General features: G+C 68.9%; 17 protein-coding genes and 1 pseudogene. 6 read left to right on the forward strand and 12 right to left on the reverse strand.

What is annotated here, in order from left to right; translation table 11 throughout:
• The first annotated feature begins 382 nt into the window (after positions 1-382).
• The 6 genes from ACFPA8_RS26375 (at position 383) to ACFPA8_RS26400 (ending at position 5,642) form a co-directional block, all read left to right on the forward strand.
• A complete protein-coding gene (locus ACFPA8_RS26375) occupies positions 383-1,105 on the forward strand; it encodes a hypothetical protein (RefSeq protein WP_386452533.1) in 723 nt (240 codons plus the stop codon).
• A complete protein-coding gene (locus ACFPA8_RS26380) occupies positions 1,102-2,250 on the forward strand; it encodes a hypothetical protein (protein WP_386452534.1) in 1,149 nt (382 codons plus the stop codon). Before ACFPA8_RS26375 ends, ACFPA8_RS26380 begins: the two co-directional genes overlap by 4 nt.
• Positions 2,251-2,779: 529 nt before the next feature.
• Positions 2,780-3,241: an NUDIX hydrolase gene (locus tag ACFPA8_RS26385; protein WP_386452536.1), complete on the forward strand. Its 462-nt coding sequence runs from the start codon at positions 2,780-2,782 to the stop codon at positions 3,239-3,241.
• Between the two features lie 457 nt (positions 3,242-3,698).
• Complete coding sequence (locus ACFPA8_RS26390; RefSeq protein WP_386452538.1) at positions 3,699-4,007, forward strand: hypothetical protein; 309 nt, start codon at positions 3,699-3,701, stop codon at positions 4,005-4,007.
• 2 nt (positions 4,008-4,009) lie between these two features.
• The gene (locus ACFPA8_RS26395) at positions 4,010-4,984 is read left to right on the forward strand and encodes a WXG100 family type VII secretion target (RefSeq protein WP_386452539.1); all 975 of its coding nucleotides are present in this window, start codon (positions 4,010-4,012) and stop codon (positions 4,982-4,984) included.
• A 91-nt stretch (positions 4,985-5,075) separates the two neighbouring features.
• A complete protein-coding gene (locus ACFPA8_RS26400; protein WP_386452541.1) occupies positions 5,076-5,642 on the forward strand; it encodes a hypothetical protein in 567 nt (188 codons plus the stop codon).
• 108 nt (positions 5,643-5,750) lie between these two features.
• Here the strand turns inward: ACFPA8_RS26400 and mycP are convergent, their stop codons facing one another.
• From mycP to ACFPA8_RS26460, 12 genes and pseudogenes are all read right to left on the reverse strand, one after another.
• Positions 5,751-7,052, reverse strand: coding sequence for a type VII secretion-associated serine protease mycosin (mycP, locus tag ACFPA8_RS26405; RefSeq protein WP_386452543.1), 1,302 nt, complete (start codon positions 7,050-7,052; stop codon positions 5,751-5,753).
• 89 nt (positions 7,053-7,141) lie between these two features.
• Positions 7,142-8,575 (reverse strand): hypothetical protein, encoded by a 1,434-nt coding sequence (locus ACFPA8_RS26410; protein ID WP_386452545.1) that lies wholly within the window; start codon positions 8,573-8,575, stop codon positions 7,142-7,144.
• Between the two features lie 22 nt (positions 8,576-8,597).
• Complete coding sequence (locus tag ACFPA8_RS26415; RefSeq protein ID WP_386452647.1) at positions 8,598-8,918, reverse strand: hypothetical protein; 321 nt, start codon at positions 8,916-8,918, stop codon at positions 8,598-8,600.
• 434 nt (positions 8,919-9,352) lie between these two features.
• On the reverse strand, positions 9,353-10,381 hold the full coding sequence (locus ACFPA8_RS26420; protein ID WP_465270244.1) for a hypothetical protein: 1,029 nt from the start codon (positions 10,379-10,381) through the stop codon (positions 9,353-9,355).
• A 443-nt stretch (positions 10,382-10,824) separates the two neighbouring features.
• Positions 10,825-11,063: pseudogene (locus ACFPA8_RS26425) on the reverse strand (transposase); the annotation flags it as partial.
• A gap of 83 nt (positions 11,064-11,146) precedes the next feature.
• Positions 11,147-13,477 carry a xanthine dehydrogenase family protein molybdopterin-binding subunit gene (locus ACFPA8_RS26430; RefSeq protein WP_386452548.1) on the reverse strand — a complete coding sequence of 777 codons (2,331 nt, stop codon included), beginning with the start codon at positions 13,475-13,477 and terminating at the stop codon, positions 11,147-11,149.
• Between the two features lie 199 nt (positions 13,478-13,676).
• Positions 13,677-15,782 (reverse strand): 2Fe-2S iron-sulfur cluster-binding protein, encoded by a 2,106-nt coding sequence (locus ACFPA8_RS26435; RefSeq protein WP_386452549.1) that lies wholly within the window; start codon positions 15,780-15,782, stop codon positions 13,677-13,679.
• Positions 15,779-16,639, reverse strand: coding sequence for an FAD binding domain-containing protein (locus tag ACFPA8_RS26440; protein WP_386452550.1), 861 nt, complete (start codon positions 16,637-16,639; stop codon positions 15,779-15,781). The genes ACFPA8_RS26435 and ACFPA8_RS26440 overlap by 4 nt, the downstream gene beginning before the upstream one ends.
• 466 nt (positions 16,640-17,105) lie before the next feature.
• Positions 17,106-18,818 (reverse strand): beta-N-acetylhexosaminidase, encoded by a 1,713-nt coding sequence (locus ACFPA8_RS26445; RefSeq protein WP_386452551.1) that lies wholly within the window; start codon positions 18,816-18,818, stop codon positions 17,106-17,108.
• A 100-nt stretch (positions 18,819-18,918) separates the two neighbouring features.
• A complete protein-coding gene (locus tag ACFPA8_RS26450) occupies positions 18,919-19,725 on the reverse strand; it encodes a carbohydrate ABC transporter permease (RefSeq protein WP_386452649.1) in 807 nt (268 codons plus the stop codon).
• Positions 19,726-19,838: 113 nt separating this feature from the next.
• Complete coding sequence (locus ACFPA8_RS26455; protein WP_386452651.1) at positions 19,839-20,753, reverse strand: carbohydrate ABC transporter permease; 915 nt, start codon at positions 20,751-20,753, stop codon at positions 19,839-19,841.
• Positions 20,754-20,785: 32 nt separating this feature from the next.
• Entirely contained in the window at positions 20,786-22,087 is a 1,302-nt protein-coding gene (locus tag ACFPA8_RS26460; RefSeq protein ID WP_386452552.1) for an extracellular solute-binding protein, read from the reverse strand.
• Positions 22,088-22,408: the final 321 nt, after the last annotated feature.

A 22,408-nucleotide genomic window follows, 5' to 3' on the forward strand; every position in this document is an offset into this window, starting at 1 on the left:
CGGCCGCACACGGTGTCGGAAAGCTGGAACGGCACCGGGGGCCGTCCACGTGCCGGGAACCTATCGTTCATCGATGTTATCGACAAGCGATATGGATGGAGCTTGCGTGAGGCGACGCGCGGCTCAGGGACACGCGCACCGACTGCCGGGCACCGTCGTCGACGTGCGCTCCCTGCCGGCACTTGGGACTTCGCGGGCGCACCTGAGGCGCACAGGCCGACACCCTCGGCGAACCCCGTCCGACCCCTTCACACACCGCAACCTTGCTCTCCACAACGTCAGTTGATCGGCGTATCGAAGGAGGCGAACAAATAGAGGGAATCCACCCACCTCTATCTTCATCTCCCAGACCCCTTGTCCCCTCACCCTGAGGACTGCATCGATGGCCGAAGAAGAAGAGCGCGCGAAGAAGTTGCTCCAAGCGGCGCGTGAGGCAACGGAAGGCAAGGAGATCCAGGGTCTCTTCCGTATCGACAGGCCAGTCATGGCCGGGTTCATGAAGACCCCCTGGCGGAAGAGGCCATGGGTGTTGAGCAGCCCCGAGGTCAGGTCCACGCCGCTGCGCAAGGCCCTGGTGCTCACCCTGAGTGTCATTGCACTTGACTCGCTCGGCGGCCAATCCCCCTTCACTCCTGGTGATTCGGCAGCGAAAGAGCGAGCGAGCCTGGAGCGCGGCTCTCACAGCCCCAAGAACGCGGCGAATCAGTCGGCTTACTATTTCGGGCCGGCTCATAGCGTTGCCGCGGACCTCCTCATCGCTGCACAGCCCCGCTCCAAGACCCGTGTCCTGAGCTTGCTCTGCGTCACCCGTGACGAACTCCTGCTGCTGCATGTCCCCGACACGCGTCGGTTGCAGCATTTCGCCAATGCAGTCGACGTCGGCTGGCGCGTCGGCCGCAGGGAACTGGAGTGGACCCGAGCCATCGACGGCCGACCGGTCATGCCGAGAATGCAATACGGTTTCACGGACGGCAGTTGGATGACTTTGTTCACTGAGCCAATTGCAGGTATGCCGGTACTCTCCCAGGTCTTCCCAGACATCATTCCGCCCGACCAGCCCATCCCCTCCAACCCGAACTACCCCGCCCCGGAGTCCGAGAAGTGACACATCCCGCGACGGACAGCCCTCGGGAGCTGCACGTCGGCTGGCTCATGCCGTCGTTCTTCCATCCGCTTCCCCTGGACATCACTGAGCCGGACGAACTGGCGGACCGCATCGTCGAGTTGGCTACGACCGTGCTGGCCGACCGCGGCAGCGACGAACAGCACTTCTTCGCGCAGATGATGCTGCGGCAGACGGCCCAGCTCATCGAGGCGGAGGCCGAGTACGCAGGCATGTGCTTCGTCGAGCACGAGGATGAGCCGACCATGGCTACTGTCCTCGTCAACCGCGTTCCGTCCCCCGAGGAGAGCGTGGAAGAGGCCGCGACTGCCATCAAGTCCCTTCTGCAGCGCCGCTATCCCCTCGACGATGTCCAGTCGGGCACGCTCGCTCTGGACAACACTCCCGCCGTCATCCGCACCGGAACGCTGGAGGTGTCCGTCCCCGCTGAGTTGTCGCCTGACGGGAAGGCGCAGATTCTGAGGCAGGGCGTCATCCAGACCTACGTGCCGCTGCCAGGGCAGGGCGAGACGATGGTGTTCGAACTCAATACGCCCTCTCCGAACGCGTGGGAGATGTACACGGAGATGTTCGACGCCGTCCTCGGCACACTCGACTGGGCGACGGACGAAGAGCTCGCAGAGCAGCGGGAGTTGGAGCGAATCGCAGCGCTCCCGGCTCAGCCGGAGCCCGCTGTGAGTACCGCGCGGCCGGAAGCAGCACCCCTTGATCAGGCATCGGTCACGACCGTCCGCCACCATTCCAGCCTCATCCTCGGCGCCGTCGGCATGCGCGGTCCGATGGCCGAAGGGACGGATCAACTGGTGGCCGTCGCATGCGATACCTGCCATTCCAAGGGTCTGACGTCCGGCTGCACGGTGCGGCACCACTGGGAGATGACCCGACTCGCACCGGACGTACTCCAGGAAATGCTCGTTGCCGCCCGCAGCCGGTTGACCCGTGCCGGTCTGAAAGAGGACTCCGCTGCCGACAGCCAAGTCGTTCTCTCCGCGCCCAACGTCTCCGCCGCCCCCCGCGGCTGCTCCGTCACGCTCACCGCCGACAGCGGGAGAAGCACACTGATCGATCACGTTGCCACCGGGTGCAGCCGTCGCTCAGCCACTGGCGTGGCCGACGACTTCGGCTGACCTCACGCACGGCAGTCTTGCTGCTGTGCAACCGCGCTCAGAAGCCGGCGTGAACACGTACCTGGCACTCACCGACCAAGCGCTGCGGTTCGTCCACGTCCAGCGTCGACGCGGCAGCTTCAACAAGCCTGGAGAGGTCACTGAGCTGGGACGGTCTTGCCCGTTGTTGCAGCTCTCCTGAGTACGCGATCACCCTGGAATGGGCGGCGACTGCTTCGCGTTCGGCTTCCCCGACGGCTCGTAGGCCGTCATCTCCGTCGACTCCAAGAAAGAGTTCCGGAAGCAACTCGCTCACATGCTCGCTGACGCATGAGGTGTTGCGAGGCGAACTCGGGGTGCCGGCACTTGGCTGCCCGACACGTCTGTCGACGTTGCCTCGCCATGCGGCTCACGCTACGTGCCGAAACAGACGACGTGACGCCCACGGAAAAGCGGTTGCGGACACCCGGCGCTCCGGCGAACCATGCGGGACCCGGCCGGTGTTGACGGCCAGGACCCGGCCCACCCCACCAAGGCGAAGTACGGAGCCATGAGTTCGATGTCACCACCCTCGCAACCGTCCCCCCGCGACCGTGCCCTGACCGCACCCACCGTCTCCGTGGTCTTCGTCTGCCATGACGGAGCGGACCGCGTCCTGCTGGCCCGCCGTAGCGCTGGTGCCCGTGACGAGCCCGGGACGTGGGACGCGGGAGCAGGTGCCCTGGAACACGGCGAGACGTTCGAGGAAGCCGTCACGCGCGAGGTGCGCGAGGAGTACTCGGTGCCTCCGCGCGCGATCGAGACGCTCGGCGTACGGAACGTCCTCCGTGGTGACCCCGTATCGCACTGGGTTGCGGTGGTGTTCGCCGTCGAAGTGGACCCCGCACAGGTCGCGATCGGCGAACCCCACAAGTTCGACGCCCTCGACTGGTTCACGCCGGAAGCCCGGCCGCGGCCCTGCCACTCCCAACTCCCGGCGGCTCTGGCGCTCTTCACTTCGCGACAGCGCTGACGACACGCTCAACGGGCGGTATCGCCACGGTAGTCGTGCTGACGACGCGCCGGGCTCTCCGAGCCGCCCCGTAAACATCCGCCGACGAGCCCTCGTGGCGGCTGATCATGGCGTGCACAATGCCGCGATGGCATCCCCTACCTAGGGCACGTCGTTTGGATCTTCGCGGGCTCACGACGCCCGGCCCGCCCATCTGCTGCGTTGTCGGAGTCGCCCGAGTACGCCCAGTACGAGGGCGCTCCTCCGCCTGACGAACCACTTCTGAGAAGCCCGACGGCGCCGCCGACTCCTCCAGCAGCAACCCCTCCACCGTGACGCCCGACCGGCGACGAGCCACCCTTCGGTCGGATCAGCTGATCGGCCTGTGAGACTTTCGTGACCGAACTCATTTCCGTTCGAGGGGAGTTGGCGTCGGTTGGCATCATCGGTGTGAACGCTTACACGAAACGGGGACCTGATGAGCCAAGGATTCGACGTAGAGAGCAAGGCGCTCCGCGCCTATGCGCGAGGCACCAAATCGGATATCGAGCGCATCGAGAAGATACGCGGCAAGATCGATCAACTGGACCTTCCAGCAGGGACGTTCGGAAAGCTGCCGCAATCCGACGAGCTCAAGTCCGACTACGACGAGAAGCGGCGGAAGTCACTGAAGGACCTTCGAGACGCCGGCGACACCCTCGAGGACATCATCGAGGCCATCAAGGAGACTGCCGACGCCTACGACCGCAACGAAGATGCTGTTGCTGAAGAGTTCAAGGGGTACTGAGCATGGACATCCTCAGCAAGCTCGGCGTCAGCATCAGTGGGCCCTTCGCCGGCACCATCGACGAAGCGATCCGGGGCATCCTCAAGCAGTTCGGCCTCGAGGACGACCTGGAGAAGGTCAGCGGCGACAACGAGAAGCTGCAGCAGACGGCCGACGACTACCGGCAGGCCGCCCGCGACCTGCGCGGTGTCGTGGACGACTTGGAAGCCGAACGCAAGAAGCTCCTCAAGACCTGGGACGGCGAGGCCGCCCAGAACTTCCAGAAGAAGTCACTGGCGTTCGAGAAGGCGCTCACCGGCGAGGCCGAGGACATGGACACCATCGCCACGCTGCTGGAAACAGCAGCCGAGGCGTGCGCCGAGGCTGAGCAGATGATGATCGACCTGATCATCGAGATCATCGAGGCCGTGATCGCCGCAGCGGCGACGACCGCCATCCTCTCCGTACTGACTGCGGGAGCCGCCGCCGCGATCGGCCCCCTCATCACCGCGGCCGGCATCGCCACGAAGGCCATGAAGGCCGTGAAGATCACCGCCAAGCTGGCCGACAAGCTCAGCGACATCGCCAAGCGCCTCAAGGCGATCAAGCGGGCGGAGAAGCTCGCCAAGGAACTCAAGAGGTTCGGCGGCAAGGGGAACGACAGCTACCGCAAGGGTCTCGCTCGCTACCGGGGCAAGCTCAAGGACGGGGACGGAAATGCGATTCCGGGGTCCAACGACCTGACGGACATCAAGGAGTTCGCGGCGTACGCCGTTACGAAGAGAGGCATCAAGAGGGGGGTCGTCGCCCCGGTCATCGGCGTCGAGACAGGCGACGTGATCAAGGAGGGTTACGACCAGTACGCCCCGAGCAACTATCCCGGGGCCGCGCCGAAGGAACCCACCGCATACGATCAGCGCCCGGAGTCGGAGAGCTTCAACGATCGCATGAACTCCGGCATGACGAACAAGCAGAAGGTCAAGGAGGACTTCGGATGAGCACGGGCAGCACGGGCGGGACGTTGTGAGTCGCCGCGAGCCGACCCCGAGTACGGCTCCGGCACGCCCGGACCGCGAAGTACGGACGCTCGTGGAAAGAGCACTCGGCACGACCGACGGCACGGTGGCGTACCAGACGGTGCAATGGCACCTGGCCGCCAAACTGCCTCCGAAAGGCATGCGCCCGCAGAGCGCGGTGTTCCCTTCACCTCCTGCAAAGACCTTCGGTCAGCGGTGCGGTGACGCGTTCCTGGGATTCGTCGGCTGGCTCTCGGACCCGTTCCCATGGCTCGGTGACTGGATCTACCTCTTCAGGATCCGCTCGAAAAAGAAGAAGATCCAGGAGAAGCGGCTCAAGGGCGGCTGGAGGAGCATCGCCGGCGGGCTGATGGCCAAGAACTTCATCGCCGGCCACCACGTCCTCGTCGCGGGACAGCGCACGCTCTCGCTCGTCTACGTAGGCCCCACCGAGTCCGAACTCGCCTGGTCCGCACCGCTCGGTCAGCTCACCGGAATCCAGATCGCCACCTGGGACCTCCCCAAGGACAACGGGGCCACCCTGCGCTGCCACTTCACCGACGGCTCCTGGGCGGACGTGAAGGCGGTCGGCGCGGGCTGGAAGCAGTTCGTGGACCATCTGCCCTCACACACGCCCTGAGGGCCGGGCGGACGACGGTTCCTCATCGCTGCAGACGACCCGTACGAAGGGCGGCTCGCACACCCTGAGAGTGTGCGAGCCGCCCTTCGTACGTCAGTCGTACGTCAGTCAGTTGTACGGCGGCTGCTGCGGCGGGGCCGGCGACTGCGGGGCGTACGGCTGCTGTTGCTGCTGGGGCATGCCGTAGCCGGGTGCCTGGCCCGGCGGGTACGCAGAGCCGCCGGGAGCGCCGGGCCCGCCGGGGCCGTTGTTCCGGTTCCTCTTGCGGCGACGAATGACGACGATCAACAGGATGATTCCACCCACGAAGAGGAACGCGAGGATGCCCGTAATCGTCCACAGGATCACGAACTCGCGCTCCTGCTTCTCCTCCAGAGCTCGATCGTCTTCAGTCTTCTGAGTCCCAGTTTGATCACTGTCGTTCTGCTCAGGGACAGCAAGCGGCCCGTACTTGGAGCCCTTTGGGATGTCCTCCTGAAGTGCCGCCAGGGGCCGAATGGCCCCGTAGCCGTACCGCTCGTCCGGGAGCTTCGCACTCCTTTCTGCGGCGGGCATCTCGGCGGTCTTGGTCAGACGGTTGGCGATCTGTCCGGCGGAGAGGTCTGGGTACTTCGCCCGGAGCAAGGCAGCAGCAGCTGACGTGTAAGCCGTGGAATCGGACGTTCCGCTGGCCATGCCATATCCGTCGAGGTCACCCGGCTTACCAGCGCTGACAATCTTGTCCCCAGGGGCACTGAGCATGACCTTCGGTCCACGGTTGGACTTCGGCCAATGCGTGCCGTCTTGCTTCACAGCACTGACAGCCAGGACACCTGGATAAGCCGCGGGATAGGCCACCGACGCAGCCTTGTTTCCTGTGCCAGCAACGACGAGGACATCACGCTTCAAGGCGTAGCTGATGGCCTTCGTTTCGCCAGGAGCCGAAGTTTCGCCTCCCTGCGAAATGTTGATGACTGTTGCACCTTGATCAACCGCGTAGCGAATTGCTTGTGCTGACCCCTGCTCGCCCGAACCATCGTCCAGGATCGGGAGGATTTTGGCTTCAGGCGCGAGCCCCATCACCCCGTCTCTGCCCCCGGGCCCGTGGCCGTGTCCTGCGATGAGCGAGGCCACGGAGGTTCCGTGACTGTCTTCAGGGGCGGGCTCTGCGTCTCCGCCCTCGATGAAGTTCTTGCCCTTGAGGACGTTGCCTTTGAGGTCGGGGTGGCTGGAGTTGACGCCGTTGTCGATGACGGCGACGGTCTGTCCTTTGCCCTTGGTGGTCTTCCAGATGGACGATGCTTCCAGGGACTCCAGAGCCCACTGATCGCTTCTGACCTGGTCGGCTGCGGCGTTCGGTGCTGAAGTGAAGACCAGCGCCCCGGTCAGCGCTGCGCTGCTGATGACGCGCAGGGTCCCCTTGATGCCCATCTGTCGAGTCCTCATTCCCAGCGGAGGGGTGCGGCCTTGTGGCCGCACCCCTGAGCTTGCGCGTTACCTCGTAGTGTGCCGGTGGTTCGTCAGCCGATCGAGGGCGGGGCTACGTCCCGCCGCTCGGGCATCCAGGTCTCCTCGTCCTCGACGAGGTAGTCCGGGCGCTCACCCTGGTCGTTCTTGTCCTGCGTACGCCGGGCATTGTTACCAGCGACAGCGCCACGGCCCATGACGCCACCGGCGTTACGGCCACGCTCGCCCGCCATGGCACCGCCGCGGCTCGAGTGGAGACCCTGTCCGCCCTGACGAGCGGCGCCCTTGCCCTGTTCCGGCGTGTCGAGGACGCCACCGCGCGCCTTCGCCAAGGGGCCGCGTCCAGCAGCGTTCTTGCCGCCCCTGTTGCCCACGCCCCCGGCAGCCCCGCCGCGGCCGCCAGCGCCGAGCCCGGCAGGCACTCGCCCACCAGCGCCGCCGCGAGCACCGCCCGCACCGGCTCGCCCGCCGGCGCCGACCCCGGCAACGCCACGCTTGCCGGACGCCTGACCGACGTAGCCCGGTCCGCCCGCAACTCCGCCGGCTCCTACGGGTCCAGTGCCACCGGCAGAAGGACCGCCGGAGACTCCGCCGCTGGGGCCGCTCGTGCTCGGGCCGGGAGTCGGACGAGAGGCAGTTCCCCCAGAGATTCCGTCCACCTTGGTGCCGGTGGCCGACGTTGCGGCCGTGGCAGGCGACGTCGACTTAGGGGTCGTCTTACCGACGGTGCTGCTGGTCCGCGAGGCGGCAGAGACAGCTGCGCCCGGGCTGCCCCCCTCGGATGCCACAGGAACGGGAACAGGGGCTACACCACCGGGATCTCCGGGGTAGTCCCTTTGATCGTGGATCGGCGGACGCGGCTTCCTGTTCCACGACCCCATCGTCTGCGCCTGCGAGGTGTAGGTGAGAGCCAGGGTCTCCATCAGCGCGGCGGCTTTGAGCTGCTCTTCCTTGCCGGCCGAAAGGTTGCCGTCGTGGTTGTCCAGAGCCTGCTGGGCGCCCTGGTTTCCACTGATCTCGCCTTTCCAGTCCTCGTCGCGGCTGAAGCCGTCGCCGAGCTTGTCCATGGCGCTGCCGAAGCCGCTGGGCTTCTCGATCGCGTCGACCTTCGGCTTGATGTCGCTCAGCTGCTGGCCGGCGTTGCGCATCACGGTCGAGGTACGGCTGGCGTACGTGGCGCAGTCGGCGATGGACTGGCTGATCTTCTTGGCCTTCTTGGAGAACTCCTCGGCCGACTCGCCCTCCCAGTGCTGCAGAACGTGCTCGACCGCCTTGTCGAAGTCGCTCTTCACGCTGCCGCCACCACTCACCAAGTGGTCGTGGATGGCCTTCCACGCCTCGGCCACCTCGATGACCTGGTCCGGCTTGGCGCCGGCGAGCATCGCCTTCATCGAGTCGATGCTCTCCGCAGTCGCGAAGGCTGTCTTCACCTCGCCCGCGTAGCACATGTTGCCGGTGTCGGTGAAGTTGCTGAGTCCGTCACCCATGTCGTTCCTCGCCCCCTGACCGTTAGTTCCCGGACCCTGAACGGCCGCCGTCCATACCGTACTTGGCGTCGTGCTCAGCGTTCTGGTAGTTGCCGTGCGCGTTCTTCGTCTTCGTGCCGAAGTCGTCGATGACTTCGTTGAGGTAGTCGATGACGTCTTCCATGTGGCGCTTCATCTTCTCGTGCGCAGAGGTGAGGTCGCTCTCCTCTGCGAAGCCCTTACCGAGCGCGCCGCCGGGGAGGTAGGTGTTGTACTTGCTCTTGGTCACCGACTCACCCATGGCGGTCGTGATACGCCTGAGCTTGCGTACCGTCTCCTCGAGCTCACTGAGATCAACCCGCATCTCACCCACGGCTGCGCCCTCCCCGTTCCTTCTCCGTCATGCTTTCCGCATCCACCCGTGCACACCGACTGCGTACCAGACGCTGTCCAGGCCCGCTCGGCACGACGAGCCGCAGAGACAGCACCGACCCATGGTGCCGTACGACTCTTCATCGCACACCCTAGTAACACCCACTGACACCTGGTCACCACCCCCCGCAGTTTTCGGCCTGCCCTCAGCCGCGGAACCCGGCCCTGGGGACGGTTCCCCCTCCACGCTGCGGGGACTTGCTGGGGGAACGCGTAAGCGGAGTCCGGCCCGTAGGAGCCAGAGGGTACAAATGCCGCCCACCGCACGCCTGTTGGGCGGACCACCGATACCGGATCGTGATGCGGCGTATCGGATGCTGGCCCCCCACCGCGGGCCCAGTCAGACCGGGTGGCTGGATGCTCACCTCACTGGTTGTCCGTCTGCGGCTTGTGTTTGTGATCCCGATAGAGCATGACGACGCCGGCTGCGGCGGCTGATGCGGCGCTTGCAATGAGGAGGGCGACTCCCCAGCCGCCAGCATGAGGCACGGCGTTGAGGGGTGCGGGCAGGACCAGAACGAGGAGCAGCAACAGGAGGACGGCGCGGGGAAGCGTCAGTGGCCATGCGGCCCCGAGATCCACGGCGTTGGCAACGGTCTGGGCGGGGCCGGGAGGCGACGACATCGCCTGTGCAACGCCCTGAGCGGTGAGGTTCTGCAGGGAGTGGGTGGGGACGTTGCCAGGAAGGCGGCGTCCGTCAGGGGCGACGAAGTCGACGGGAGTGGTCGCGAGCAGGTTCTCTTCAGTCGCTTCGGGAAGGTCCACTGGCCACTCCAACTGGCCGCTCTGCCCTGTCAGTACGACTGCGGCGTACTTGGCATTGCAGCCGGGCACCTGGAAGGCAAGGTCCCGGTCACCGCTGTGGATCTTGAGCCCTTGGAAGCCGTCGGGGGACTTGTTCGGGCGGGGTACCGCGTACTCGATGTAGCCGTTGATGCGAGCCGGCGCGGATGCCATCCCGCCCTCGGCACGCTTCATACGCCCCTTCGGGAGCCGGCCGGCGCCGCCACGGATCAACCAGACGACCAGGGCGACAGTGCCACCCGTCCACCCGATGAGGACGGCCACCCACTGACGAAACTCCATGGACCGTCCGGACAACTGCTGCTCGACCTGACTGCGTTCGTCGTCCCCGACCGGCTGAAGCTCAGGATCACTCGGTGCGTACCCGACATACACCGTATCGCCCTTGCTGAGGTTCCGTTCGTTCACGAACTCGACTTGCACACGGCGACCTTCTGGGAGCCGCACGTCATAGCGCGCCCGATAACCCACACGCCCCTCACCCGACTTGCCGAGCGAGTGAACCTCCTCGACCGAAGTGGCTACGACACGTCCGCCAGAGGCAGCGATCCGCTGGCTGTCGTTCGCATTCTCCAGCGCCGAGGAACCCATTCCGAAGAGGAGCGCGACAAACGCCGGAAGTAGGAACCCACCGACAATCAACCGCCACCAGCGACTAAGAGACCCGCGCAACCCGGTCTGCCAGGCACTCCAATACACCGGCGCAGTGTCCGTCACCGGAGAGCCTGCCCTGACGACGAAAACCGTGAACAGACATAGCGCAAGCACAACAGTGCAGCTCCATGCCAGGGCTGTCCGCAACGGTCCTGCGCCCAGAACCAACCATGAGGCGGCGTTCGCGATGAGGGCGAGGGGCGTGACGATGGCGACCGCGCGCCCAATTCTCGCCCCATGGTGCAATGCTGAACTCCCCCCGCCCGACGCCGCTGCCTCCGTCCCTGCGGGCCCTAGAGGGCCGGCACCGGCACCTTGATCACTGAGACTACTCATCCGAAGTCCTCCTGGAGCGTGGTGTTTCCGACGTGGCCCCGAATGAGTTCGGCGAGCCACCGCTCCACCAGGTTCAGCCAGGAGGAACTGGTCGGGGTGGAGTGCAGGTGGAAACGCGGGTGGGCCAGCAGCCATTGCTTGACGGCCGGTGTCTTGTGAGTGGCGTGGTTGTCCAGGATCAGATGCACCTGAAGGTCGGCTGGAACTGCCTTGTCGAGCTTGGCCAGGAACTTCTTGAACTCGGCCTTCGGTGCCGACGATGCAGTGAACCGATCACCCTCCCGATCACCCTCCAGGGCCGCAGAGCCAGCGCCTGCGCCGCCCAGCTCAGCCCCGGGCGGTGCAGGGAAGGTGACGTACCGTCCCTCAGCCCCCCACCGCCGCCTGCGGCCTGATCGGCAGGCGGTTGACCGGGCGGCCCGTGGCCGCGCGGACCGCCGAGGCGACCGCCGCCGGGGAGACGACCACCGGGACGGCGGACGCGGCCTTCGCGCCGAAGGGCGCCACCACGTCCTGTTCCTCGATGAGTTTGACGATGCGGATGTCCGGGGCGTCCAGCGCCGTCGGCAGCGCGTAGCCGGTGAAGTCCGGGCGGCGCACCACGCCGCGTGCGATGCGGAGGTGTTCCGTGAGGGCGGCGCCCACGCCCTGCGTGACGCCGGCCTCGATGCGCGCGCGGAGCTGACGCGGGTTCAGTACGCGCCCCACGTCCTGCGCGACGGCCATCTCGACCACCCGCACCGAGCCGAGCTCGATGTCGACGTCCACCACGGCCCGTACGGCCGCGAAGGCCATCCCGACGAAGGCGTCGCCCTGCCCCGTCTCGTCCAGGGGCTCCGTCGGGTGGGGCCGGCACTGGGCGGTCGCCCAGAGCTCCTTGCCCTCCAGGGCCTCCGCGACGGTGGTGGAGAGGACCCCGTCGTAGGAGGTGATCTTCCCGTCGGCCACGGACAGCAGTTCCGCCGTCATCCCGAACTTCGATGCCAGCGGCTGGAGCAGCTGCGAACGCACCATCTTCGCCGCCCGCTCGACCGCACCGCCCGACACCCATGTGTGCCGGCTGTGCGCGCCCGCGCCCGCCGGGGGCTGGTCGGTGTCGACGGAGGCGACGTGGACCTCGTCGATGCCCAGGGTCTCCTGGACGATCTGACGGGCCAGCGTCGCGAAGCCCTGCCCCGTCTCGACGGCGGCGCACATCACCGTCGCCACAGGGCCGTTGACCTTCACGGTGGCGGTGGAGACCTCGTCGGCGCCCTCCGCCCCGAGCATGTGGACCATCCCGAGTGCGTAGCCGACGCCCCGCCGCACCGCGCCGGGCTCACCCGCGCCCTCGGGGCCGCCCGGCAGGAGCCAGTCCCGTGCGGGGCTGTCCTTGGGCAGCGGCGGCAGCGGTGCTTCCCGTACGGCGCGCAGGAGTTCGGCGACGGGCGCCGGGCAGGTGACGGTCTGCCCGGTGGGCAGCAGGTCCCCCGTCGCCATGACGTTGCGCATCCGCAGCTCGGCGGGGTCGATGCGCAACTGGGCCGCCAGCTTGTCCATTTGGCCCTCGTACGCTGCGCACACCTGCATGGCGCCCTCGCCGCGTACGTGGCCGGAGGGCGGGTTGTTCGTACGTACGGCCCAGCCGTCGACCGACGCGTGCGGAACGACATAGGGACCCGCGGCGAAGGAGACGGCTGCGGCGAGTGCGTCGGCGCTGGTGTCCGCGTACGCGCCGGCGTCCATCAGGATCTGCGCCTCGACCTTGACCAACCGGCCCTCGTTGTCCGCGTGATGGCGGTAGCGCAGCAGGGTGGGATGGCGGTGGGCGTGACCGAGGAAGGACTCCTCGCGGGTGGCCGCGATCTTCACCGGTGAACCGGTCTTCATGGCCAGCAGCCCCAACGGCATCTGCAGGCCGGTGTCTTCGCGGTCGCCCATCGCGCCGGGCACGCCCGTCACGACGATCTTCACCTGTTCCGGGGGCAGACCGAAGCATGCGGCGGCCAGGTCGCGGTCGGTGTGCGGGTCGGTGGAGGCGGTGTAGATCTCCACGCCGCCGTCCGGACGCGGTACGGCCAGTCCCGCCTCGGCGCCGATGGGGGCGGGGTCCTGGCGGCCGATGCGGTACAGACCCTCGACGACGATGTCGCCCGTGACGTCCGGGTCTCCGAAGCGCAGCGGGATGTGGCGGATCAAGTTGCCGTCGGGGTGCAGCGGTTCGGCCTCGAAGGACTTCTCCGGGTCGGTGACCGCCTCGAGCGGCTCGTACTCGACGTCGATCGCGGCGGCGGCCAGTCTCGCGGTGTCGGGGTGGTCGGCGGCGACGGCGGCGACGGGTTCGCCGTAGTAGCGCACGAGATCGCGCGCGAAGGCCGGCTGGTCGGCGACCTTGCGTCCGTGACCGGCGTCGCCCGGCACGTCCTCGTGGGTGACGACGGCGTGCACGCCGGGGAGTGCCGCCGCCTGCGCGGTGTCGATGGAGACGATGCGGGCGTGGGGGTGGGGCGAGCGCAGCACGGCCGCCCACAGCAGGCCCTCCGCCCACAGGTCGGCGGCGTACGGGAACGTGCCTTCCGCCTTGGCGGGTGCGTCGACCGGGGCGAGGGAGGCGCCGATGCCTTTGGTGACGGTGCCCTCGGCGGGGTTGTGCGGCGGAGACGTGCCCTGAGCGGGAGTTGCTGTGACGGCGCCGGGGCCGTCGGCCGTGCTGGTCATGCCGCTGCCTTTCCGCATCGTCCGGCGCGCCGTGCGCGCCGTCCGCGTCCTTCTCCACCTCGAGTGCCGCATGGTGCGGTGGCGTCCGCCGGGTTCCTGCGTACGTCGCCTGCCCTCAACCGCCTTGCAGCGCAGCGCAGTCGAGCAGCGGACGGTCCGGCCGGAGGCACTGCGCGGGGCGCGGGGAAGCCGGGACGCCTCATGCGCCACCCCCGGGTGGGTAGTACGCGCCGCCCGCACCCGGACCTGCCTGGTGCGGGATGCGCGCCTGCTGCGCCTGCATCCGCTCCTGGGCCTCCGCTTCCGCTTCGGCTTCCTCCTCCTCGCGCGCCGCCTGCTCCGCCCGCTCGTTCACGACCGTACGCACGGCCTCGAGCACACCGCGGTAGCCGGAGCAGCGGCAGAGGTTTCCGCAGATGGCCTTGCGGGTCTCCAGCTCGCTGGGGGCGTGGTTGCCCTCCAGCAGGTCGTGCACGGTCATCGCCAGACCCGGCACGCAGAAGCCGCACTGCACGGCGCCCGATTCGGTCAACGCCCGCTGGACGTCGGAGAGTACGCCGTCGACGGCAAGGCCCTCCACCGTACGGATCTCGCTGCCCGCCGATGTCGCCGCGGGCACCAGGCAGGAGGCCACGAGCCGTCCGTCCACCTGCACGGAGCAGGCGCCGCACTCCCCTTGCGAGCAGCCGTCCTTGGCACCGGCCAGGCCGAGCCGCTCACGGAGCACGTACAGCAGCGATTCGCCGATCCATGCGTCGGTGACGGGCCGGTCGGCACCGTTGACGTGCAACACGTAGGAGACGTGGGGGTGTTCACCGCCGAGTTCGGGTGCCAGCTCCACGGGCGGAGCCTCCGAGACCGTCCCGTCGGCGGGCGGCGCACCGGATGCGGAGCCGTGTGCCGGGGGGGCGTGAGAGGCGGGATCCTGCGAGGCGGAGTCGTGGGGACCCGCCGCGTCGGAGGCCTCGTCCTCGGCCGCCCTCTCGCGGGACGCGGATCCGCCGGACGGCGCTTCGCCGGCGGCCGGGGCGCCGGGCCGGCTGCCGTTCGCCTCCGCCGGGTTGTTCCATTCTGCGGTGGCGCCGCCGGCCTGGCCGCTGCCGGAGTCCGGGCCGTCCTGTCCGGTGGGCCCGGTGGGCGACCACTGCCCGCCCGCCGTGACGCCGCTGCCGCTGCCTGCCGACGACGGCGTGAAGGGAAGGCCCGAACGCACCGTGCCCAGGTGCACGTTGCCGCTTCCGGTCCCATCATGGGTGCCGTCGGTGCCGCTGTTGTTGTCGGTGCCGCTGCGGCTGTCACCGGTGCCCGTTCCGTCGCCGGCGGCCGCCCCGCCCGGTCGGGCTGCTCCGTCCGCACCGCCGTGCGGAGCGTCCGCTGCCGGCGTGCCGTTGCTGTCGTGCGGCGCTGCCGCATAGGTGTGCGCCCGGCCCTCCGGCCCCGGAGCTTCCGGTTCCGGCTCGTGGGCCTCCCCCTGCCCCCCGAAGGGCACCTGCCGACGGGCGTGCGCTTGTGCGAACTGCGCTTCCCCGCCCGCGCCCTGCTGATGCCGCCGCTGTTGCTGCTGACGCTCGGCCTGTTCCTGAGCGAAGGACGTGCCCGGTCCTATCGGTTCCGCTTCGTCGCCCGCGCCGCCGCCCGAGCCGAGCGGGCGCCGCAGCGTACGCGCCTCGTGGGAACCCGCGAGTGCCGCGGCGGCCCCCTGCCCCATGGCCGCCGACGCGCTCTCGCCGTCGTACTGCTCCGAGGGCGCCGACGGGAAGGACGACTGCACCCGGTAGTTCTCCTCGTGCGGGCGTTCCTGCCGCTGGGGGTACGCCTGCCCGTACTCCTGCCCGTGTTCCTGTCCGTACTGGGGCATGTGCTGTCCGTACGAAGGACCGCCCCGGCCGTCGCCCGGTCCGCCCGGCGGCTGCTGCCCGAACGGGAGCGCCCAGTTCCCCGTCGCCGCCGGATCGCTCGTCGGAGCGGGCGTGACGGGCGCGGGCGGCTGCCCGGCCACTGCGGACGGGTCGAGGGACGGCGGCGTGTAGCCCCCCTGCCCCGTGCCCGGCGCGGCCAGCGGACCCCAGGCGTCGGCACCGGCCCCGGGCGGGGGCAGCGGGCCGCTCGGCAGCTGGACGAAAGCGGTGGCGTCCGCGTCGTACTCGCCGCCCCAGCCGTCCTGCGGGTACGACTGCGGTGCTCCCTCGCCGTACCCGTACCCGTGCCCGTACGTCCCGTCTCGCTGTGCCTCGCGGCCGGCGTCGTGGTTCGCGTCCGGGTGGGGGCGGGCTGTGGGGTCGCCGTGCGGATTGCCGTTGCTCATGCGAGCGCCCTCCCGAGTCCTCGGCGGGCCAGTGTGGCCACCGTACGCCGCAAGTGGAGTGCCGTGGGCGGAAGTACGGGAGCCTCTCCGCCGTCCTCGGGAGGCGGCGGATCGGGAATGCACGCCATTGCGACATACTCCCCGAAAGCGTTCAGCGCTTCGGGGGCGAGCCCGCGCTCCCCGTCCCAGTCGATGAGCGAGGCGATCCAGCGCTCCGCCTCCAGCGGACGCAGCGGCATCGGCGCGACCGCACCGACCGCACAGCGCACTCCGCGCCGCAGCGGATCGAGCACGACGGCCACGGAGGCCAGCGCGCGGCCGGGACCGGTGCGCCCTGTCGCCTTGAGGAAGGTCTGCGGGGCGTGCAGCAGCGGGACCCGCACGTGCCCGACGACTTCGCTGGGCCGCAGCATCTCCACGTTCGCCAGCAGATGGCTGACCGGGATCTCGCGTCGCGAGCCCTCGGGGCCCGCGACGACGAGGGTGGCCTCCAGCGCGGCGAGCACCGGCAGTGTGTCGCCCGTCGGGGCGGCCCTGACGATGTTGCCGCCGAGAGTGCCCGCGTTGCGGATCTGGGGCGGCCCCGCAGCGCGTGCGCTGGCCGCGAGCGCCGGGATGAGCGCGGAGAAGTCCGGCCGTCCCATCCGGGCGTGGGTCAGGCCGGCGCCGAGCAGTGCGTGTCCGTCGAGGTACTGCCAGCCGCGGATCTCGCTGATGCGGCCGAGTCCGACGAGCGCCGTGGGCCGCAGCTGGCCCGAATTGACGCCTGCCATCAGGTCCGTGCCGCCGGCGACGGGAACGGCCGCGGGCACCGCGGAGAGCGCCGACACGGCCTCGTCGAGAGTGGTCGGCAGCATGACTGACGGCACAGCCTGTGGCGCATGTTGTTCATGCTGTGCGTGCGTGCTCAACCCAGCCGCCCCTTCCCCGGTCCGTCCGGCCGCCGTGCCCGTACGGTACGTGCTCACAGCCCGGACGAGGCAACTCTGGCACATCTCGGCGGACAGTCGGACCGGGGGCCCGGTAAGGGCCGGTCCGGGGTGGTCCGTCTCTGCTCGTCACTCTCGTCCCATGTCCGGTGCGATGGCCCGTAATCCCCTGCTCACACCATCAAGCGGGGAATTGCCACTCTCGGGGCCTGTTGCAGAGATCCGGGCACCTGTGCGGACTTTCGTGCTACGGGCCACGGCACGCCGCAGAGACGGTTCACAAACGCCGTTTACCCACTCGAAGTAGGCGCCCGGCGACCACGGGTAATCGCAATGAGTTGGTGGCCGTATCCCCCGCGGCGATACCGCCGCGGGGGCCATGCCGCGGGGGACGTCACACCGCGGGCGGCGCCCCCTCGACGGGCCGTCCTGCGATGCCGGGACGGCGCTGCCAGGGATGAGGCCCCTGCGGCGGGCGGTAGTCGACCCCCATCGCGTCCAGACGCGCGTAGTGGGCCCGTTCCATGCGCCGCTCGAAATCCGCGAAGTCCCGCTCCTCCGGTGGCGGCAGCCGGGACCACACCACCTCGGCGAACGCGGCGAGGCGCGGGAACGTCTGGTAGTCGACGCGTTGCTGGCTCTCCGTGCACTCCGTCCACATGTTGGCCTGTGCGCCCAGTACGTGCCGCTCGTGGCCCGTGCCCGCCAACTCCGGTGGCACCGGCTCGAATCGGTAGACGTCGTGCAGCGTCCGCACGTACCCGACCGGGACCGGCTCGTCCGCTCCCGCGTCCTGGCGGTGGTCGAGGTACACGTGCTGCTCCGGGCACATCACCACGTCGTGTCCTGCCCGTGCCGCCGCGATGCCGCCGGCGTAGCCGCGCCAGGACGAGACGGCGGCGCCCTCCGCGAGGCCGCCCGAGAGGATCTCGTCCCAGCCGATGAGGCGGCGTCCGCGGGCGGCGAGCCAGCGGGCGAAGTGCTGCACGAACCAGGACTGCAGCGCTTCCTCGGGTACGCCGCGGGCCGTTCCCGGCCCGTCCGCCGGCACCTCCTCCAGCCCCGCCTCCCGTATGCGGGCCTGCGCTGCCGCAGAGGCCCGCCACTGGTCCTTGGGGCACTCGTCGCCGCCGAGGTGCACGAACCGGGACGGGAAGATCTCCAGGACCTCCTCCAGCACGCCTTCGTAGAAGCGCAGAACGGTGTCGCTGGGCGCCAGTACGTGAGGGCTCACGCCCCAGTCCGTCCACACCTGCAGGGAGCCGGTGTCCACCGCGTCGGTGTTGCCCAGCTCCGGATGGGCGGCGATAGCGGCCTGCGAGTGGCCCGGGACGTCGATCTCGGGGACGACGGTGATGTGACGTTCCGCGGCGTAGGCGACGATCTCCCGCAGGTCCTCCTGTGTGTAACGGCCGCCGTGCGCACGCTCGTCCCACATCGGCGGCTCTCCCCGGCCGCTGCGGCCGCCGTGCCCGACGCGGGTACGGGCGCGGGTCGCGCCGACCTCGGTCAGGCGCGGGCGGTGCCTGATCTCGACGCGCCAGCCCTGGTCGTCGGTGAGATGCAGATGCAGCACGTTGAGCTTGTGTGCGGCGAGCAGGTCCAGAGTGCGCAGCACGCCGTCCTTCGGCATGAAGTGACGCGCCACGTCGAGCATGTAGCCGCGCCACGGGAAGCGGGGCGCGTCCTCCACGTACAGTGCCCGAACTCTCCAGCCGCCCTCGGGCGGCCCCGTGTTCGCGCGCCGGCAGGCCGCCGGTCCGAGGAGTTGCCGCAGCGTCTGCGCGCCGTGGAAGACCCCGGCGGGAGATCCGCCCGTGACGGTGATGCGCCGGGCCGCCGACTCCAGCACGTAGCCCTCCGGACCCAACCGGCACTCGACGGACTCGTCCGTGCGGAGCACGACGACGCCGCCGTCCGGGGATCCTTCGCCCGCCGGCGGCGGCAGTTGCAGTCCCGCCACGGCGCCCAGCGTGCTGCGGAGCCAGCGCGCGGTGTCCTCGGTGCCGGGTGCGGCGTCCAGCGCGGTGGCCTGTGTGAAGACGAACGCCGGGGCTGCGGCGGGCACCGACAGCCGGGGCCGGGGGACGAGGTCCGTGTGCGTCACGCCGAACTCCCTTCGGGAAAACACTGGTTGGTGCCGGGCCGGGGCACGCTGCCGGTCGGGTCGCGTGACGGCCTCGGACGCTGCGCCGCGGGTCGCCGCCTCAGTCCTTGACCGCCCCTCCCAGTCCGGAGACCAGACGCCTGTGCACGAGGACGAAGAAGACCAGCACCGGCAGCGTCATCACCGTCGAAGCCGCCATCACACCGCCCCAGTCGGGCGTCTCGGTGTCGAAGAAGACCAGCAGGGCCATGGGCAGAGTCGAGTTCTCCGTCGCGGAGATGATGAAGGACTTGGCGAAGAGGAAGTCGTTCCACGTCGAGATGAAGGAGAAGACGCTCGTCGCCACGAGTCCGGGGAAGACCAGCGGAAAGAGGATCTGCCACAGGAACCGCGCCCGGCTCGCGCCGTCGACCGTCGCCTGTTCCTCCAGGGATTCGGGCACGGCCTTCACGAAACCCCGCAGCATCCAGACCGCGAAGGGAAGCGAGAAGGCCAGGTGCGGAAGTACCAGGGACAGCAGGGAGTTGAGGACGCCGAAGTCCCGCATCAGGAAGAACATCGGAATGGTCAGCGCCTCGACCGGCACCATCTGCGCCACCAGGAACAGGACGAGCAGCGTCGTACGGAACCGGAAACGGAACCGTGTCACAGCCGTCGCGGCCAGAAAGGCGATCAGCGCCGAAGCCACGACGACCGACGCCGCGACCAGCACGCTGTTGACGAAGTACCGCCCGAAGTCCTGCTGTTCGAAGACACGGCGGAATGCGTCCCAGGAGGGGTTCAGCGTCCACGGCACGGGGTCGCCGGAGCTGATTTCGCCGGCCGGTCTGAACGCGGAGAGCACCATCCAGTACAGCGGAAAGGCGACGACGAGAGCGATGAGGAATGCCGAGGTCTCCGCGGCCAGCCGCCACGGCCTCTGCGGTCCCCACCGGCGCCTTGTGCGGCGTCGGTTCCGGGCCGGCTCCGAACCGGGGCCGTACGCGCTCGTCTCCCGGGACGCCGACGGGCGCAGCACCGTCACAGCGCCTCACCCTTCCGCGCCAGCAGCCGCAGATGTACGAGCGTGACGCCGAGCAGGATCAGCAGCATCACCACGCCGATCGCCGAGCCGAGGCTGTACTGCGAGGACGCGAACGCCTTCTGGTAGGCGTACACGTTGAGGACGAGGTTCTGCCCCGCGATGCCGCCGCCCCCCGTCATCACGTATATCTGCGTGAAGACCTTGAAGTCCCAGATGACCGACTGCACGGTCACCACGAGCAGGATCGGCCGGAGCATCGGCGTCAGCACGCTGCGCCAGGTGCGCCATTGGGACGCCCCGTCGAGCGCCGCGGCCTCCAGCACCTCCGCGGGAACGGCTCTGATCCCCGCGTAGACGGTCACCATGACGAGCGGGAACGAGCACCACACCACCTCGAACAGCACCAGTGCGAAGGCGCTCATCCGCCCGTACGTCCAGGAGAAGTCGCCGAGGCCCAGCACCCTGTTGACGGGCCCCGAGTCGGCGTCGAAGAGGAAGACCCAGACGGTGGACCCGGTGACGGCGGGAGTCGCCCACGCACCCAGCGCGGCAAGCATGAGCGTCAGCCGGGGCACGGCCCGTACGCGGGTCAGCAGGACCGCGAGCGCACAGCCCACCGTGAGGGTTCCCGCCACACAGGCGGCGGCGAAGAGGACGGTGGCCAGCAGCACTTCCCGGAACCGGCTGTCGGAGAAGAGCTCGGCGTAATTGCCCAGGCCCTGGAAGGAGGTGGGTTCACCACCGCTGACCTGCGCCTGGGTGTACTCCAGAAAGGAGATCAGACCCAGTTGGTAGACGGGGTAGACCAGCAGTCCGGCGAGCACGGTCAGCGCGGGCGCCAGATAGAGCCAGGGGGTCCAACGTCCTTGCCGTAGAGGCGAATTCACCTGCCGCCGCCCGGAGGGCGACATCCGTGCCGACGCGGTGACGGGAAGCGGGACGCTCACTCCGCGAACGCCTTGTCCATCTTCTCCGCCGCTTCGCCGGCCGCCTCACCGACTCCGCGCTTTCCTCCGGCTATCTGCTGGAGCATCGTCGGAAGGACGAGACCCGCGTCGATCTCGGCCCAGGCTGGCGTCGCGGGGACGAACTCGGTACCTGCGTCGAGGGTCTTCACGAACGGCTCGACGAACGGCTCGTCCTTTGCCGCCTGTTGCCGGGTGTCGGTGAATGTGGGAAGGAATCCCATGGCGTCGAAGAGCTGCTTCTGGGTCCCCTTTCCCGCGAGTTCCCGCATCAGACCGACGGCGAGAGTGCGGTGCGAACTGCTTTTCAGGACACCGATGTTGTTGCCCCCGGCGAAGGCCGGTGCGATGCTGCCGCGTTCGACTCCCGGCAGCGGCACGACGTCGTAGTCGCCCCTCACCTTCCCGGCCTCCACGGCCTGCCGGTTGAAGTCGCCGGCGACGGCCATTCCGGCTCTTCCGGCGGCGAAGGCTTCGACGTTCTCGTTGCCGCCCATCTCGGCGCACTTCGCCGCGGGACAGTTGTCCTCGCCGAACAGCCCGGTGTACGCGGCGATTCCCCTCTTCGCGCGGGCGCTGTCGACCGTCGCGCGATACCTGCCGTCGCGGCCTTTCTCCGCCAGCTGCCCGCCGTGCGCCCAGATGAACGGCATGGCGCCGTAGGTGTACGCACCGCCGACCGCGACCCCGTACATCCCGGGTCGCTCCGCCCGTATTCTCCGTGCGGCGGCGGCGACTTCACCGAGGGTCCGGGGCACTTCGAGGCCGAGGTCGTCGAAGACGTCGGTGCGGTAGTAGAGCGCCCGCACGCCGACGAACAGCGGCGCCCCGTACACCTTGCCGTCGACGGTCACCGACTCCTTCGCGGTGGGGTCGGCGTCGCGGGCCTGCGGCCAGTCCCCGAACTCGTCGGTCACGTCGGCGAGTCCGCCGTTCCTCACGTACCCCGCCGTGTCCGTGTTGCCGTACTCGATCAGATCGGGCGCGGACGAGGGGTCGTTGAAGGCGCCCTTGATCTTCTCCGCCCGGCTGTCGACAGGGATGTACTGCACGTCCACCCGCACCCCGTCGTGCCGCTTCTCGAACCTCCGCACCACGCCGTCGACGACGCGTTCCTTGGGCTTGTTGCCGACCTCCCGGAACAGCCACACCCGCAGCGTGCCGGTCTTCTCGTCCCTCTCCGCCCCGCCACCGGACGTGGACGGTGCGCACCCCGCCAGGAGCGTCCCTGCCATGGCGAGTGCCGCGACCGAGGCGGCTGTTCGTACGGCCAACTTCACGGCGAGTCCCCCAACCCTCTTCAGGCGTTGCAGAATTCGCAACGCAAGTTTCGCGTCGCACAACTCCGCAGGAGGTTACGAGCCGCCGCCGGGACGGGCAATAGGTCTCGACCAATTGGTTCCGGCCGTCTGCGCCGGCCCTCCCGCCCCGGACCCCTCGCACACGAGAACAGCGCGCCCCGCCGGCCCCCGTCGAGGGAGCAGGCGGAGCGCGCTGCGAGCCTTGCGCGTCCGCACCTGGGACCGGGCAGATCACCAGGCCGTACGAGTCGGGCAGTCAGGTTCCGCAGACCCGGCCGGAACACCGGGGACGCCGGGCAC

Origin of the sequence: Streptomyces ovatisporus, assembly GCF_042653885.1 — a bacterium.
GTDB lineage: Bacteria > Actinomycetota > Actinomycetes > Streptomycetales > Streptomycetaceae > Streptomyces > Streptomyces ovatisporus.

Coding starts and splice junctions, on each gene's coding strand:
- ACFPA8_RS26375 (WP_386452533.1), top strand. CDS start 383: ATGGCCGAAGAAGAAGAGCGCGCGAAGAAGTTGCTCCAAGCGGCGCGT.
- ACFPA8_RS26385 (WP_386452536.1), top strand. CDS start 2,780: ATGAGTTCGATGTCACCACCCTCGCAACCGTCCCCCCGCGACCGTGCC.
- ACFPA8_RS26390 (WP_386452538.1), top strand. CDS start 3,699: ATGAGCCAAGGATTCGACGTAGAGAGCAAGGCGCTCCGCGCCTATGCG.
- ACFPA8_RS26395 (WP_386452539.1), top strand. CDS start 4,010: ATGGACATCCTCAGCAAGCTCGGCGTCAGCATCAGTGGGCCCTTCGCC.
- mycP (WP_386452543.1), bottom strand. CDS start 7,052: ATGGGCATCAAGGGGACCCTGCGCGTCATCAGCAGCGCAGCGCTGACC.
- ACFPA8_RS26410 (WP_386452545.1), bottom strand. CDS start 8,575: ATGGGTGACGGACTCAGCAACTTCACCGACACCGGCAACATGTGCTAC.
- ACFPA8_RS26415 (WP_386452647.1), bottom strand. CDS start 8,918: ATGCGGGTTGATCTCAGTGAGCTCGAGGAGACGGTACGCAAGCTCAGG.
- ACFPA8_RS26420 (WP_465270244.1), bottom strand. CDS start 10,381: ATGGGTTCCTCGGCGCTGGAGAATGCGAACGACAGCCAGCGGATCGCT.
- ACFPA8_RS26430 (WP_386452548.1), bottom strand. CDS start 13,477: ATGACCAGCACGGCCGACGGCCCCGGCGCCGTCACAGCAACTCCCGCT.
- ACFPA8_RS26435 (WP_386452549.1), bottom strand. CDS start 15,782: ATGAGCAACGGCAATCCGCACGGCGACCCCACAGCCCGCCCCCACCCG.
- ACFPA8_RS26440 (WP_386452550.1), bottom strand. CDS start 16,639: ATGCTGCCGACCACTCTCGACGAGGCCGTGTCGGCGCTCTCCGCGGTG.
- ACFPA8_RS26455 (WP_386452651.1), bottom strand. CDS start 20,753: ATGTCGCCCTCCGGGCGGCGGCAGGTGAATTCGCCTCTACGGCAAGGA.